At 72.0% G+C, this 14409-nt stretch carries 11 protein-coding genes and 1 pseudogene; 9 read left to right on the top strand and 3 right to left on the bottom strand.

The window, feature by feature from the left end:
- Positions 1 to 13: 13 nt before the first annotated feature.
- The gene (locus LGI35_RS34745; RefSeq protein ID WP_227298236.1) at positions 14 to 460 is read right to left on the bottom strand and encodes a MarR family winged helix-turn-helix transcriptional regulator; all 447 of its coding nucleotides are present in this window, start codon (positions 458 to 460) and stop codon (positions 14 to 16) included.
- A 93-nt stretch (positions 461 to 553) separates the two neighbouring features.
- Here LGI35_RS34745 and LGI35_RS34740 point away from each other — a divergent pair, with 93 nt between their 5' ends.
- The 3 genes from LGI35_RS34740 (at position 554) to LGI35_RS34730 (ending at position 4778) form a co-directional block, all read left to right on the top strand.
- Positions 554 to 1477 carry a quinone oxidoreductase family protein gene (locus LGI35_RS34740; RefSeq protein WP_227298235.1) on the top strand — a complete coding sequence of 308 codons (924 nt, stop codon included), beginning with the start codon at positions 554 to 556 and terminating at the stop codon, positions 1475 to 1477.
- 135 nt (positions 1478 to 1612) lie between these two features.
- Positions 1613 to 3514 (top strand): exo-alpha-sialidase, encoded by a 1902-nt coding sequence (locus LGI35_RS34735; protein ID WP_227298234.1) that lies wholly within the window; start codon positions 1613 to 1615, stop codon positions 3512 to 3514.
- Between the two features lie 10 nt (positions 3515 to 3524).
- The gene (locus tag LGI35_RS34730) at positions 3525 to 4778 is read left to right on the top strand and encodes a hypothetical protein (RefSeq protein WP_227298233.1); all 1254 of its coding nucleotides are present in this window, start codon (positions 3525 to 3527) and stop codon (positions 4776 to 4778) included.
- On the opposite strand, the gene LGI35_RS34725 is transcribed toward LGI35_RS34730, so the two are convergent.
- Positions 4711 to 5727 (bottom strand): bile acid:sodium symporter family protein, encoded by a 1017-nt coding sequence (locus LGI35_RS34725; RefSeq protein WP_227300653.1) that lies wholly within the window; start codon positions 5725 to 5727, stop codon positions 4711 to 4713. The two genes, LGI35_RS34730 and LGI35_RS34725, sit on opposite strands and share 68 nt — an antisense overlap.
- A gap of 159 nt (positions 5728 to 5886) precedes the next feature.
- Here LGI35_RS34725 and LGI35_RS34720 point away from each other — a divergent pair, with 159 nt between their 5' ends.
- Positions 5887 to 6756, top strand: coding sequence for a LysR substrate-binding domain-containing protein (locus tag LGI35_RS34720; protein WP_227298232.1), 870 nt, complete (start codon positions 5887 to 5889; stop codon positions 6754 to 6756).
- Here the strand turns inward: LGI35_RS34720 and LGI35_RS34715 are convergent.
- Complete coding sequence (locus tag LGI35_RS34715; protein WP_376596962.1) at positions 6753 to 6899, bottom strand: hypothetical protein; 147 nt, start codon at positions 6897 to 6899, stop codon at positions 6753 to 6755. The genes LGI35_RS34720 and LGI35_RS34715 overlap by 4 nt on opposite strands.
- A gap of 14 nt (positions 6900 to 6913) precedes the next feature.
- Between LGI35_RS34715 and LGI35_RS34710 the strand changes: the two are divergent.
- From LGI35_RS34710 to LGI35_RS34690, 5 genes and pseudogenes are all read left to right on the top strand, one after another.
- Positions 6914 to 7384: pseudogene (locus tag LGI35_RS34710) on the top strand (hypothetical protein); the annotation flags it as partial.
- A gap of 203 nt (positions 7385 to 7587) precedes the next feature.
- On the top strand, positions 7588 to 9414 hold the full coding sequence (locus LGI35_RS34705; protein WP_227298231.1) for an AMP-dependent synthetase/ligase: 1827 nt from the start codon (positions 7588 to 7590) through the stop codon (positions 9412 to 9414).
- A gap of 155 nt (positions 9415 to 9569) precedes the next feature.
- Entirely contained in the window at positions 9570 to 10826 is a 1257-nt protein-coding gene (locus LGI35_RS34700; protein WP_227298230.1) for an ABC transporter substrate-binding protein, read from the top strand.
- A 12-nt stretch (positions 10827 to 10838) separates the two neighbouring features.
- Positions 10839 to 13571 carry an ABC transporter permease subunit gene (locus LGI35_RS34695; protein WP_227298229.1) on the top strand — a complete coding sequence of 911 codons (2733 nt, stop codon included), beginning with the start codon at positions 10839 to 10841 and terminating at the stop codon, positions 13569 to 13571.
- Positions 13568 to 14353, top strand: coding sequence for an ABC transporter ATP-binding protein (locus tag LGI35_RS34690; RefSeq protein WP_227298228.1), 786 nt, complete (start codon positions 13568 to 13570; stop codon positions 14351 to 14353). Before LGI35_RS34695 ends, LGI35_RS34690 begins: the two co-directional genes overlap by 4 nt.
- Positions 14354 to 14409 lie beyond the last annotated feature (56 nt).

Below are 14409 nucleotides of genomic sequence, written 5' to 3'. Positions count from 1 at the left end.
ATGCCCCTCTTCGCTACGTGCCCGGCTCGCCGGATATCCGCCCCAGCATGTCCAGGAACGCGGCGCGCTCCCTGGCCGAAAGCGGCGCCAGGAGCGCGGCGTTGGCGTCCTCGGCGGCGGCGGCGCACCGCCGTAGCGTCGCGCTGCCCTTGTCCGTGACCGTGACGGCGTTCTTGCGGCGGTCCTTCGGGTCGGGGGTGCGGACGACGAGCCCCGCGTCCTGGAGGTCGTTCAGGACGCCGACCATGTCCTTGGGGTCGAGCGAGACACTGCGCACCAGGTCGGCCTGGGCCACGGGTTGCAGGTCCGTCACCGCGCACAGGACCACGTGGTGCCACATCTTCAGGCCCTCGCGGGCGAGCGCTTCGGCGACGAGGCCGCGCCCGCGCTCCGCGGCGCGGCCGAGGCGCCAGCTGGGGAGGGTGCGGATGGCGCCCAGGGCGGGCGGGTTCTCGGGCATGGCGGCAGTTTAGCCAATAACCGTTGGACTTCCCAATGAATCTCCGTATCATTGGTGCTCCCAACGACTCCACTCCGGTAAGGCGGTGTGCCGATGCGGCGCGTCCGGTACGAACACAGCGGTGGCCCCGACGTCCTGTTCCTGGAAGACGCGCCCGTCCCCGAGCCGGGACCCGGTGAACTCCTCGTCCGCACCGAGGCGATCGGCGTCACGCTGCCCGTCGTCCGCAAGGTGCGGGAGCCGCGCGAACCCATCGCTCTGGGCGGCGAGATCGCCGGTACGGTGGCGGCCTCGGGTCCCGGCGTGACGGAGTACACCCCTGGCGACCGCGTCACCGGCCTCGTCTTCGGGCACGGCTACGCCGACTACGCGCTCCTGCACGTCGCCATGGCGTCACCCGTGCCCGACGGCGCGGGCGCCACCGACGCGGTGGCCCTGGTCCGCAGCGGGCTCGTGGCGTACGGAGCGTTGCAGGCCGCACGTCCCGAGCCGGGCGAGGCGGCGCTCGTCACGGCGGCGGCGAGCGGGGTCGGCCATCTGGCCCTGCAACTCGCGGCATCGAGCGGGGCATCCCGGGTCACAGGTGCGGTGTCGGGGCCCGGCAAGGCGGAGTTCGTCCGCGGACTCGGCGCCGACGACGTGGTGCTCTACGGCGACGAGACCTGGGGCGAGCCGGTCGACTATGTCCTGGACGCGGTGGGCGGCGGGCTGCTGACGCCGGGCCTGAAGGCGCTCGCGCCGCACGGGCGGCTCGTGGCGTACAGCTCGGGCGGCGGCACCGTCGAGGCGTACGACCTGCTCGTGGGCGCCAAGTCCGTGATCGGTTTCCAGATGGCGCTCATCGCGCGCGGGAAGCCCGAGACGTACGAACGGTGGCGCAAAGAGCTGTGGCGGCTGTTCTTCGAGGGGACTCTGCGGCCCGTGGTGCACGCGGAGTTCGCCCTGGAGGACGCGGCACGGGCCCACGAGGCCATCGAGGGGCGAGCCAATCTCGGCAAGGTCGTCCTGATCCCCTGATGCACGGTGCTTGTGGCGTGCCGAGCGTCCCAAGTAGCGTCTGTGACCCGGACATTGGACGTGGGATGTCTTGATGTCCAGACGCATGAGCCGTGACATCAGCCTTGACATGAGCCGTTGAAGGGTGGCCGCACCATGTCGTCAAGTCTCCGCGTACGTCTGAGATCCCTGGGCACATCCGTCGTCGCGCTGCTCGCCGTCGCCGCCGGAGCCGTACTGCCCGCGCACGCCGCCGAACCGGCCGGCGCGGCGCGGGCGGCCCGGGCGGCCGCGCCGCAGCCGCCGTTCGAGCAGCAGATCCTCTTCAAGGCTTCCCAGGATCCCGGGTACGCCTGCTACCGCATTCCCGCCGTGGTGAAGACGAAGCAGGGGACACTGCTCGCCTTCGCCGAGGGGCGGACGAACGACTGTTCCGACGCGGGCGACATAGACATCGTCGTCAAGCGGTCCGAGGACGGCGGCCGCACCTGGAGCCCGCTCCAGGTCGTCAACGAGGGCGCCGGTGACACACACGGCAACCCCGCCCCCGTGGTCGACCTCAGGACGGGCCGCATCCTGCTCGCGGAGACGTACAACACCGGCCGCACGGACGGGAAGAACTGCGACGTGCCGTGCGACCGCACCCCGCACCTCCAGTACAGCGACGACGACGGCCGCACCTGGTCGGCGCCGCGCGACCTGAGCGAGGAGATCCTGCCGAAGGACTGGAACTCCTGGTACGCGACCGGGCCCGTGCACGGCATCCAGCTCACCCAGGGGCGCCACCGCGGACGGCTCGTCTTCACCGTCAACGCCGAGACCTGGAACGGCAGCCGCGTCACCGCGAACCACGCCGCGCTCATGGTCAGCGACGACGGCGGCAGGCACTGGCGGGTCGGCGCGAAGGACTCCTGGCCGATCGCGGACGACGGCACCTTCCGGCAGAAGCCGTCCGAGATGACGGTGGCCGAACTGCCCGGCGGCGCCCTGTACGTGTCCGGGCGCGAGCAGGACGGCACCGACCTCGGCCACCGCACGCACACGTGGAGCCGGGACGGCGGCGACTCGTTCACGCGGCGCTTCACGGCGCTCCCCGACCTCTACACCCCGCAGGTGCAGGGTTCGGTCCTGCGCACCGGCAACCGGCTCCTGCTGGCCTGCCCCGGCGACCCCGACCGGCGCCGGACCATGACCGTCCGTTCCTCGTACGACGGCGGGCGGACCTGGGACAGCTTCGACCGCTCGACCGTGGTGACGACCGACTGGTCCGGCTACTCGGACCTCGTGCAGGCGACCCGCGACCGGGTGGGCCTCATGTACGAGGGCGGCGCGGTCGACGCCCGCGACGAGATCCGCTTCGCGCGCTTCACCGAGGACTGGCTGACGCCGCGCCGCGGCGCCGACCCGACGACGGAGGACCGGGCCCGCCACGCGCGGGACGCGGCCGTGCTCGGCGGCGCCTCCCCGACCGCCGGCCGCTTCGGCGGGGCGCTCTCCTTCGACGGCAAGGACGACGCCGTACGGCTCCCGTACAGCGACCGGCTGCCGCTCGGCACGAAGGACTTCACCGTGTCGCTGTGGTTCCGCTACTCCGCCACGACCGGCGAGCAGCCCCTGCTGTGGATGGGCGGCATCGGCACCACGCAGCCGCAGGTGTGGCTGCGCGCCGAGCCGGCGAGCAACCGCATCACGGGCCTGATCACCACGCGGGACGGAGCCGCGGCCCCGCGAACGGCCTCGGTGCGCACCACCGCCGCGTACAACGACGGCCAGTGGCACCGTGTCGTACTGCGGCGCGGCGGCGGACAGCTGACGCTCACCGTCGACGGCACCTCGGTCGGTACGCCCGACGTCCCGGGCTCCGTCAGCCGTAACTCGCCGTTCGGCGTGCACGTGGGCGAGCGGATGGACAGCCGGGCGCACTTCACCGGCGCGATCGACGAAGTCCGCGTCCAGGACCGGGCGTTGAGCGACGAGGAGCTCAGCACCCCGCTCACCACTGTGACCCCGGACACCGTCGTGTGGCTGCCCATGGACCGCGTGCGCGGCGGCCACTAGCGTCCGAACGGTGCCCGCGGACACGGAGGCGGTGCGCCGCAGGAGCGTGGGAGCGGGTCTCGGCCTGCTGCTGGCCCTGGTGTGCGCCGCCGCCCTGCTGACCGCTCTCCCGGACGACGACCGGGAGGGCGGTCGCCCGTGCGCGGCGCGCAGCGTCGCCTCGTGGTCCGCCGACTCCGGCCTCACGGGGGCGTTCGCACGCTACGGCGACGACGCGTCGCGAGGCGACGACTGGACGGGCGGCGACGGCACGCACTCGGTGCGGCTCCCGGACGGGCGGGTCCTGTGGCTGTTCTCCGACACCTATCTCGGGCAGGTGCACGCGCCGCCCAACCCGGCGGGCCAGCCGCACGCCTGGCGGGACATCTCGGCTCCGTTCGTGCGCAACTCGGCCGTGGTGATGGGCCGTTCCGGCACCCTGGAGCGCACGCTCCCCGCGCCCCTGTTCCCCGACCCGGTGCCGCAGCAGTGGCGCTGGCCCGTCGCGGCCCGCGTAGAGCCCCGCTCCCCCGGCTCCGCCGAGCGGGTCGTCCGCGTCCTGCTGTGGACCCGTACGACGGGGACGGGTCCCTGGATCTACGGCATGCCCGCCGCCACCGAGGTCGCCACGCTCTCGCTGCCCGGCCTGCGCGTGGAGAGCGTCGCCACGGTCCTCGACCAGCGGGGCGTGCCGGACCCGGCGCGACGTGTCCTGTTCGGCACGACGGCCGTCGACCGGGGCGGCTGGACGTACGTGTTCGGCGGTGACGACGGGCCGGGGGCCACGCGCCGCGCCTATGTCGCGCGGGTGCCGCGCGGCCGGCTCGCCGAGCCGGGGGCGTGGCGCTACTGGGACGGCTCGCGCTGGACGCGGACTCCACGGCCACGGCCGGTCCTCGGCGACGGTGAACGGCGCGGGGTCGGCAGCGCGTTCACCGTCGTGCGCGACGGCGGTACGTACGTCCTGTTCACGATGGCCGCCGGGACCGCGGGCCTGACCCGCGTCACCTCTTACTGGGCCTGCACGCCGACCGGGCCCTGGCACGGTCCCGCGAAGGGCTTCGAGGCGCCGCTGCCGCGGGACGGCGCGCTCCCGCAGGACACGGCCGCGTACAACCCGCAGGCGCACCCCGCGCTCGGCGGTGGTGACGGGCGCGTGCTGCTCAGCTACGACGTCAACTGGCTGGACGCGGCGCCCGCCACCGCGCAGGCGCAGGTCAGCCGGAACGTGTCGCTGTACCGGCCGCGGTTCGTGGCTCTGCGGCTCGCTCCTCCGCCGCGCTGACCTGCTCCAGCGGGTCGCGCGCCCGGCGCTTGGCGATCACGGCGCACACCATCAGCTGCATCTGGTGGAACAGCATCAGCGGCAGTACGGCGAGGGACGCGTGCGCCCCGAACAGGACGCTCGCCATGGGCAGTCCGGCCGCCAGGGACTTCTTCGACCCGGCGAACTGGATCGCGATACTGTCCTCGCGCCCGAAGCCGAGCGCCTTGCCGCCGTACCAGGTGACCGCCAGCATCACGGTGAGCAGTACCGCCTCGACGACGAGGAGCCCGCCCAGGCGCACCGCGCTGACCTGGTGCCAGATGCCCTGGACCATGCCCTCGCTGAACGCGGTGTAGACGACGAGCAGGATCGAGCCGCGGTCGACGTAGCCCAGGACCTTCTTGTGCCGCGTGATGAAGGGGCCGACCCAGCGGCGCAGGAACTGCCCGGCGAGGAACGGCACGAGCAGTTGCAGCACGATCTTGACGAGGGAGTCCGCGGAGAACCCGCCGCCGCTGTTGCCGAGCAGGCCCGCCGCGAGCAGCGGGGTGACGACGATGCCGGCCAGCGAGGAGAAGGAGCCCGCGCAGATCGCCGCGGGCACGTTGCCGCGGGCCATGGAGGTGAAGGCGATCGACGACTGGATCGTCGAAGGCACGAGGGTGAGGAAGAGCAGGCCGTCGTAGAGGGACGGCGTGAGGACCACGGGGACGAGGCCACGGGCCGCGAGGCCGAGGAGCGGGAAGACGACGAACGTGGCGGCGAGGACGGTCACATGGAGCCGCCAGTGCCTGAGTCCGTCGAGCGCCTCGCGGGTCGACAGGCGCGCCCCGTAGAGGAAGAAGAGGAACGCGACGGCGGTGGTCGAGGCGCCGGACGCGACGTCGGCCGCACCACCGCGCGCGGGCAGGAGCGCCGCGAGGCCCACCGTCCCTATGAGCGCCAGGATGTAGGGGTCGACCGGCATCCAGGACGGCCAAGTCAGGCGTTTCACGGGTTCCATGTTCCTTGCTGTCGGTTCAGGTCGTGCCCTCTCCATCGTCCTCCTGATCACCGCGATCGGGAATCCTGCATACCGCACTGACTGTCATCACGTTCCGCGATGGCCGCGGGTAGGGTCGGGGGCATGTACGACCCCTCGCAGCTGCGCACGTTTCTCGCGGTGGCCCAGACGCTGAGCTTCACGCAGGCCGCCCGGCGCCTCGGCCTGCGCCAGTCCACGGTCAGCCAGCATGTGCGCCGCCTGGAGGACGCCACGGGCCGGACCCTGTTCACCCGGGACACGCACACCGTCGAGCTCACGGAGGACGGTGAGGCGATGCTCGGCTTCGCGCGCCGGATCCTGGAGGTGCACGAGCAGGCGTCGGCGTTCTTCACGGGTACGCGACTGCGCGGCCGGCTGCGCTTCGGGGCCTCGGAGGACTTCGTCCTGACCCGGCTGACCGAGATCCTGGAGGCGTTCCGGCACGACCACCCCGAGGTGGACCTGGAACTGACGGTCGAGCTGTCCGGGACGCTGCACGAGCAGCTCGACGCGGGCAAGCTCGACCTGGTCCTCGCCAAGCGGCGGCCGGAGGATCCGCGCGGCGAGTCCGTGTGGCACGACCGGCTGGTGTGGATCGGCGCGGAGCGGCTGCGCCTGGATCCGGACCGTCCGGTGCCGCTCATCGTGTACCCGCCGCCGGGCATCTCGCGGGCCCTCGCCCTCGAAGCCCTGGAGCGGCACGGCCGCGCCTGGCGCGTGGCCTGCACCAGCGGCAGCCTCAACGGCCTGATCGCGGCGGCCAGGGCGGGCCTCGGCGTGATGGCGCACGCGCGCGGCCTGATCCCGCCCGGCCTGGTCCGCGTACCGGAGCGGGCCGGGCTGCCGGAGCTGGGCGAGGTGGACTTCGTGCTGCTGCACGGGCCGCGGCACGGCCGCGCGCAGGGCGAGGCGGCGCAGGCGCTGGCCCAGGCGATCCTCGACGGGGGCGACCGGCTGCACCGCAACCGCTAGCAGGGGCGCCGGCGAACGGGCGGCTGGTACGTCAGCTGCTTGTCCTTCCGCATGAACGGCGACGTCTCCGCGTGCCGGACGCCTTCGAGCCGGCCGAGCTTGCCGCTGATGTACGCGTGCAGGTCGGCTGTGTCCCGGGTCACGACGGTGGCGACCAGGTTCGAGGACCGGGTTCGCCTCGCCGGGGATCGCGGGCGCCGCGCTCGCCGCGGTGGAGCCCGAGCGCGCGGGCGTGGCGGGCGGCGCGGTGAACACGTTCCGGCAGCTCGGCCACGCGCTCGCGGTGGCCGTCCTCGGCACCGTGCTGACGTCGACGATGCGGGACTCCCTGTCGCACGGCGCCGCGCACACGCTCGCGGGCTGCGGGGCGCGGGCCCTGGACGGGGTGGTCCCGGAGCACACGCTGCGGGTGGCCTTCGCGTCGGGGCTGAACACGGCGTCCGTGGTCGCGGGCTGTGCGGCGCTCGTCGCGGGGGTGCTGGTCCTCGCGCTGGTGAGGGCGCCGCGGGCCGCCCACCGCCCCCCGGGAGCGACCGCCGCCGCGGTCACCGGGGACAGTCGTGGACCGTCCGTGGAGAAATCGGAAGCGACCAGTCCGCCCAAAAACCCCGCAGCGGACCCCCGGTAAGCGCTCCGTACAGATTCCGTGGAGATTACGCCACCGAAACTTACTGAACCGTAAGAATTCTGTCCCGCCCTTCCCCTTGTGGCCGTATTTCACCGGCTGACCAGTGCATATTCCACGCGCTCCGGCCCATTTGGACCCCTCCCGCCGGGGCGCGCGGTGGGGTACCGTCACCGGCGCTGTGCGGAGCGCCACAAGGAGCAACATTGCGCGAGTTCACCAATCCTCCTCTGGCGTCGGCGCCGCCGGTGGGCGGCCTGGCCGACGCCGTGTTCGACCACGCCCTAGAGGATCCGCTGCGCGTCGCGCTCGGCCGCAAGGACGACGCGGGCCGCTGGTACGACGTGACCGCCGCCGAATTCCGCGACGAAGTGCTCGGGCTCGCCAAAGGGCTGCTCGCGCAGGGCGTCCGCTTCGGCGACCGCGTCGCGATCATGTCGAGGACCCGCTACGAGTGGACCCTCTTCGACTTCGCGCTGTGGACGATCGGCGCCCAGGTCGTGCCCATCTACCCCACGGCATCCGCCGAGCAGGTCTTCTGGACCCTGCACGACGCGCAGGTGTCGGCAGCGATGGTGGAGCACGAGGACCACGCGATGACGATCGCCACCGTCATCGACCGCCTGCCCACGCTCGGCCGGATGTGGCAGCTGGACACCGATCCCGTGCCCCGTCTCATCGAGGCCGGCGCCCACATCGACGACGAGGTGGTGCACCGCCATCGGCGCGCCGTCACCCCCGACTCCATCGCCACCATCATCTACACCTCGGGCACCACGGGCCGCCCCAAGGGCTGCGTCATCAGCCACGCGAACTTCATGTTCGAGTCGGACACGATGGTCAGCCGCTGGGAGCCGGTGTTCCACTCCAAGCGGGGCGACGAGGCCTCGACCCTGCTGTTCCTGCCGCTCGCGCACGTCTTCGGGCGCATGGTGCAGATCGCCACGATCCGCGGCGGCGTGAAGGTCGGCCACCAGCCGCAGCTCAACGCGGCGGCCCTGCTGCCGGACCTGCAGGCGTTCCGCCCGACGTTCATCCTCGCCGTGCCGTACATCTTCGAGAAGGTCTTCAACGCGGCCCGCCGCAAGGCCGAGAAGGACGGCAAGTCGGGGCCGTTCGACAAGGCCGTCGAGTGTGCCGTCAAGTACGCGGATGCGCAGGAGGCCAAGGCGTTCGGCACCGGACCCGGGCCGTCCGCGTCGCTGCGCATGCAGCACTCGCTCTTCGACAAGCTCGTCTACTCCAAGGTCCGCGAGGCGATGGGCGGCCGGGTGCGGCACGCCATGTCGGGCGGCTCGGGCATGGACCGCCGCCTGGGCCTGTTCTTCGCGGGCGCCGGCGTCACGATCTACGAGGGCTACGGGCTCACCGAGTCCACGGCGGCGGCGACCGCGAACCCGCCGGAGCAGACCCGCTACGGCACGGTCGGCCAGGCCATCCCCGGCACGACGGTCCATATCGCCGACGACGGCGAGGTCTGGCTGTACGGCGGCAATGTGTTCCAGGGGTACCTCAACGACCCGAAGGCCACCGACGCCACGCTGCACGACGGCTGGCTGGCCACCGGCGACCTCGGCGCGCTCGACGACGACGGCTACCTGACGATCACCGGCCGCAAGAAGGAGATCCTCGTGACCTCCGGCGGCAAGAGCGTGTCGCCGCAGCAGCTGGAGGAGCGGGTGCGCGACCATCCGCTGATCGCCCAGTGCATCGTCGTCGGCAACGACCGCCCGTACATCGCCGCGCTCGTCACGCTGGAGGCCGAGGCCGTCGAGCACTGGCTGAACATGCGGGGCAAGCCGCCGCTGAAGCCCGCCCAGCTGGTCCACGACCCGGACCTGGAGACCGAGGTGCGCAGGGCCGTCGTGGCGGCCAACACCCTGGTCTCGCAGGCCGAGTCGATCCGTACGTTCCGGATACTGGCCTACCAGTTCACCGAGGAACACGGGCTGCTCACGCCGTCCCTGAAGCTCAAGCGGAAGGCGATCGAGACGGCGTACGCGGAGGAGGTCGAGGCGCTGTACCGGGGCTGATCGCGCGCCGGTACGTTCCCGACGGTAACCCCGCCACAAGGCCCTGACCCGGTCGCGAACCGTTTCTGACGGTTCATCAATTACCGATGCGTCAGTTATTGACGGTTCATCAGGTCGCACACAGAATCACCCTCACCCGACGGAGGGGGCCCATCGTGTCGCGAACTGTCCGCGCCATCACCGCCACTGTGGCGGCACTGCTGCTCGCCACCGCCTGCAACTCCGCGGCAACCGGCAACTCCCCTGACAGCAAGGGGAGTTCGGTACGCGGAGTGACGGATGACGCCATCAAGGTCGGCGGCATCGTCTCCATGACGACCGCCAGCGGCTACAGCAAGAAGGACACCGACCTCGGCGCGCGGGCCCGCTTCGCCCGCGCCAACGCCGAGGGCGGGATCAACGGCAGGAAGATCGACTACCTGGGCGCGGAGGACGACGGCCAGGACCCGGCCAAGAACCTCGCCGCGGCCCGCAAACTCGTCCAGCAGGACAAGGTGTTCGCGATCTCGCCGATGAGTTCGGTCACCTTCTCCGGCGCCGACTTCCTCCAGAAGCAGAAGGTCCCCACGTTCGGCTGGGGCACGATCCCGTCCTTCTGCGGACCCACCTACATCTACGGCTTCGGCGGCTGCATGGTCCCGATGCCCGGCGGCACCATCTCGCAGACCTGGCCCGAGGGCCTCAAGCAGGTCACGCACGGCGCCAAGGGCAAGACCGTCGCCATCCTCGCCAACGACAACGACGCGGGCACCTTCGCCATCCGCACCTACAAGCAGAGCTTCGCGTCCGCCGGATACAAGGTCACCTTCGCCAAGTCGTCGGTGCCCGCGACCTCGGTGCCGAGCGACTGGTCGGCGTACACCAAGGAGATCCTGCGCAGCGACGGCGGCAAGGCGCCCGACATCGTCGTCTCCGTCATGCAGACCCCGTACAACATCGGCCTGTTCACCGCCGCCAAGCGCTCCGGGTACCGCGGCGTCCTCACCGACCCGACCGACTACGACCCGGGGCTGCTCGCCAAGAGCGCGACGAAGGAAGCGCTCGACGGGGTGCACATCCTGCTGACCTTCGAGCCCTTCGAGACGCGCTCGGCGGCGATGAAGCAGTTCAAGGCGGACATCAAGAAGGCGTCGGGCGGGAAGGACGTGCCGCTCAACATGCACATGATGACCGGCTACATGTCCGCCGACCTGTTCCTCTCCATCGCGCAGAAGGCCGGCCGGAACCTCACCGTCGCCTCCTTCCAGAAGGCCGCGAACGGGTTCTCCGACACCGGCACGATGGTCGGCGACCGCGCCCTGCCCAAGGGGCAGAAGGAGTCGTTCGGCTGCGGCGCACTCGTCCAGCTCAAGAACGGCGCGTACCGCGTCTCGTCACCCTTCAAGTGCTACGAGCCCATCCCGTTCAAGTAGGGGGCGACCCGCATGTCCGACCTGCTGGCCTTCGTGCTGAGCGGGCTCGTGTCAGGTGCGCTGTACGCGCTCCTCGCCACCGGCCTCGTCCTTTCCTACTCGGCCTCCGGCCTCTTCAACTTCGCCCACGGCGCCACCGCCTACCTGTGCGCGCTCGCCTTCTACGAACTGCACTCCGGTCTCGGCTGGCCCGCCGTACCGACCGCGCTCCTCCTCACCTGTGTCGCATCCCCCGTGCTGGGCTGGGGACTTGACCGGCTGATGTTCCGCAAGCTGGCGCGCGTCGGCGAGACCGCGCAGATCGTCGCGACCATCGGCCTGCTCGTCGCGCTGCCCGCGCTCGGCCTGTGGGTGGTGGAACTGCTCGATGACGCGGGCGTCTCCGTCAAGCCCGCCGAGAACCAGTTCGGGCTGCCGGGCGTGGGCCCGAGCCCCGCGAAGAACTGGCAGCTCATGGACGGAGTCGGCATCGACTCCGACCAGCTGATCACCTGGGTGGCGACCGCCGCCGTCGCGCTCGGCCTGTGGATCCTGATGCGCCACACCACCCTCGGCCTGCGCCTGCGGGCCGCCGTCGACAACCGCTCACTCGTCGAACTGCGCGGCATGAGCGCCGACCGGCTCTCCACCGTGGCGTGGATGCTGTCGTCCGGGCTCGCGGGCCTCGCCGGCGTCCTCGCCACCCCGCTGCTCGGTCTGTCCGCGCACGACTTCACCCTGTTCCTGTTCGTGTCGGCGACCGCCGCCGTCCTCGGGCGCTTCGCCTCCGTACCCCTCGCCTTCGCGGGCGGACTCGGCCTCGGCGTCCTGCAGAACCTCGTCGCCGGCTACTCCTCCTTCGCCGAACGCATCACGGGGTTCCGCACCGCCGTCCCCTTCCTGATCCTCTTCGCCGGACTGCTGCTGCTCACCCGGCGACAGCGCACGGCGGGAACGGCCGCCGCCGACGCCCCGCCCGTCGACTACCTCGCGGGCCGCCCCTGGGCACGGAAGTGGGGGCCGTGGGCGGTGGCCGCCGTGCTGCTCGCCGCCGCCTTCTACACGGTGACGACCCCGTTCTGGAGCGGCATCCTCGCCCAGGGCCTCGCCCTCTCGCTCGTCTTCGTCTCCTTCACCGTCGTGACGGGGCTCGGCGCGATGGTGTCCCTCGCGCAGGCCACCTTCGTCACCGGCGCGGCGCTCGTGGCCGGGCTCCTGATGAGCCACGGCTGGCCGTTCATCGCGGCGGCCCTCGTGGGCACCTGTGTCGCGGCCGTCCTCGGAGCGCTCGTGGCACTGCCCGCGCTGCGCCTCGGCGGCCGCACCCTCGCCCTCGCCACGCTCGCCCTCGCCTTCCTCGCCGACCAAGTCCTCTTCCAGATGGGCTGGTTGAGGAACGGCGACACCGGCTGGGAGATCCCGCGCCCCGTCTTCGGACCGGTCGACCTGAGCGACGACCGGGCGATGGGCGTCGCCATGGTCGTCCTGTGCGCGGCCGCCGTGGCCGCCCTCGGCGCACTGCGCAACTCCCCTTCGGGCCGCGCGATGCTCGCCGTGCGCTCGGCCCCCGCCGCCGCGATGGCCTCCGGCGTCTCCGTCATCCGCACCAAACTTCTCCTCTTCACCCTCTCGGCCGGCCTCGCGGGCTTCGGAGGCGTGATGTACGCGTCGTACAACACCCGGATCACCGCCACCGACTTCACCGCGATGACGGGCCTGATCTGGCTCGCGGTGGTCGTCGCGGCAGGCGTACGGCGCCCGCAGTTCGCGGTCGTCGCGGGCCTCGTCTACGCGATCGTGCCGCACCTCGTATCGGACTACGTCACGGACTCCGTCCATCTGCCGGTCGTCCTGTTCGGCCTGGCGGGCCTCGCGCTCGCCAACGACCCGGACGGGTACTGCGCGGCGATCTCCGTACGACGGCACAGGCGCAGGAGCACGAAGACGGGGGCGACGGGCATCGGTCCGTCCGAAGCGACAGGTCCGCTGCCCGCTCCCCCTCAAGAAAGCGGCGCCCCACCGGCCCTCGAACTGCGCGGCCTGCACGCCGGATACGACGGCGCGCCGGTCCTGCACGGCGTCGGCATCACGGTCCGCCCCGGCGAGATCGTCGCCCTCCTCGGCCCCAACGGCGCCGGGAAGTCCACGACGTGCCGTACCGCCGCCGGACTTCTCACACCCCTGCGGGGGCAGGTGTACGTCGCCGGGCGGGACGTCACACGCGAGGGCCCCGTCCGCCGGGCGCGGGCCGGCGTGCTCCTCGCCCCCGAAGGGCGCGGCATCTTCCCCGCCCTCACCATCGACGAGAACCTCACCCTGCACCTCCCCGACAAGCACGCGCGCGAGGCCGTGTACGAGCGCTTCGCCGGGCTCGCCGCCCGCCGCAACGTCACCGCGGGCGCACTCTCCGGCGGTGAACAGCAGCTGCTCGCCCTCGCCCCGCTCCTCCAGGAGCCGCCCCGGGTCCTCATCGCCGACGAGCCGTCCCTCGGTCTCGCGCCACGCATCGTCGAGGACGTGTTCCGGCTGCTCACCGAACTCCGCGACGCCGGAACGGGGTTGCTCCTCGTCGAGGAGAAGGCCACCGAGATCCTCGGCGTCGCCGACACCGTCGCCTATCTCGACCGGGGCCGCGTCTCGTGGTGCGGCCCGCGCGCCGAGGTGCGGGCCGACCGGCTCACCGAGGCCTACCTGGGGCTCGCCGCGAGCGGACCGGGCACGGCGCAGAAAGCGGAAGAAGAAGAGGAAGGGGCGGTGCGGCCATGAGCGGGACCACCGGGGGGCCCGTGCTCGAAGCGTCCGGGATCGGCGTCCGGTTCGGCGGGATCCGTGCGCTCGACGGGGTCGGCGTGACCCTGCGCGCCGGCGAGGTGTGCGGCCTCATCGGCCCGAACGGCGCGGGCAAGACCACGTTCTTCGACGCCGTCTCCGGGATCCGGCGCCCCGACGAGGGCCGCGTCCTCCTGGACGGCGAGGACATCACGCGCCGCTCCCCCGTGTGGCGGGCCCGCCACGGGATGCGCCGCACGTTCCAGCGCCAGCAGCTCTTCGGCCAGCTCACGGTCGCGGACAACCTGCTGGTGGCGCAGGAGTGGCGGGGCGGCGGGGGCGGGCTCGCCGCCGATCTGCTGGCGGCGCCGACCAGACGGACGTACGAGCGCCGGCGCCGCGAGCGGGCGTCGACGATGCTGCGCGCGTGCGGCCTCGACGCGCTGGCCGGGGAGTACGCGGGGGCGCTGCCCGTGGGCCAGGCACGCATGGTGGAACTGGCCCGGGCGGGGGTGGAGGGGGCGCGGGTGGTGCTGCTCGACGAGCCTGCGTCAGGAATGACAGATGATGAAATCTGTCAGCTGAAATCTGTCATCCGTCATCTGTCGGACCAACAGGGCTGCGCCGTGCTCCTCGTCGAGCACAACGTCGCCTTCGTCATGGACCTCTGTTCCCGCATAGTCGTCCTCGACCTCGGGACCGTGCTGGCCGAGGGCACCCCGGCGGCGGTTCGTGCCGACCCGGCCGTGCGGGACGCCTATCTCGGTTCGGCCGGGTGAGCGGAGCCCTGGGCACCCCGGGTTCCGCCGGGTGAGCGGAGCCCGGGGTGCCCCCG

It is taken from the genome of Streptomyces longhuiensis, assembly GCF_020616555.1.
Taxonomy (GTDB): domain Bacteria; phylum Actinomycetota; class Actinomycetes; order Streptomycetales; family Streptomycetaceae; genus Streptomyces; species Streptomyces longhuiensis.
The sequence above is the reverse complement of the archived record's forward strand: the minus strand, read 5'-3'. Positions and strand labels throughout refer to the sequence as shown.

What these genes read in the sequence shown, in the direction of transcription:
- LGI35_RS34745 (WP_227298236.1), bottom strand. Translation starts at nt 460, where the DNA reads ATGCCCGAGAACCCGCCCGCCCTGGGCGCCATCCGCACCCTCCCCAGC.
- LGI35_RS34740 (WP_227298235.1), top strand. Translation starts at nt 554, where the DNA reads ATGCGGCGCGTCCGGTACGAACACAGCGGTGGCCCCGACGTCCTGTTC.
- LGI35_RS34735 (WP_227298234.1), top strand. Translation starts at nt 1,613, where the DNA reads ATGTCGTCAAGTCTCCGCGTACGTCTGAGATCCCTGGGCACATCCGTC.
- LGI35_RS34725 (WP_227300653.1), bottom strand. Translation starts at nt 5,727, where the DNA reads ATGCCGGTCGACCCCTACATCCTGGCGCTCATAGGGACGGTGGGCCTC.
- LGI35_RS34720 (WP_227298232.1), top strand. Translation starts at nt 5,887, where the DNA reads ATGTACGACCCCTCGCAGCTGCGCACGTTTCTCGCGGTGGCCCAGACG.
- LGI35_RS34695 (WP_227298229.1), top strand. Translation starts at nt 10,839, where the DNA reads ATGTCCGACCTGCTGGCCTTCGTGCTGAGCGGGCTCGTGTCAGGTGCG.
- LGI35_RS34690 (WP_227298228.1), top strand. Translation starts at nt 13,568, where the DNA reads ATGAGCGGGACCACCGGGGGGCCCGTGCTCGAAGCGTCCGGGATCGGC.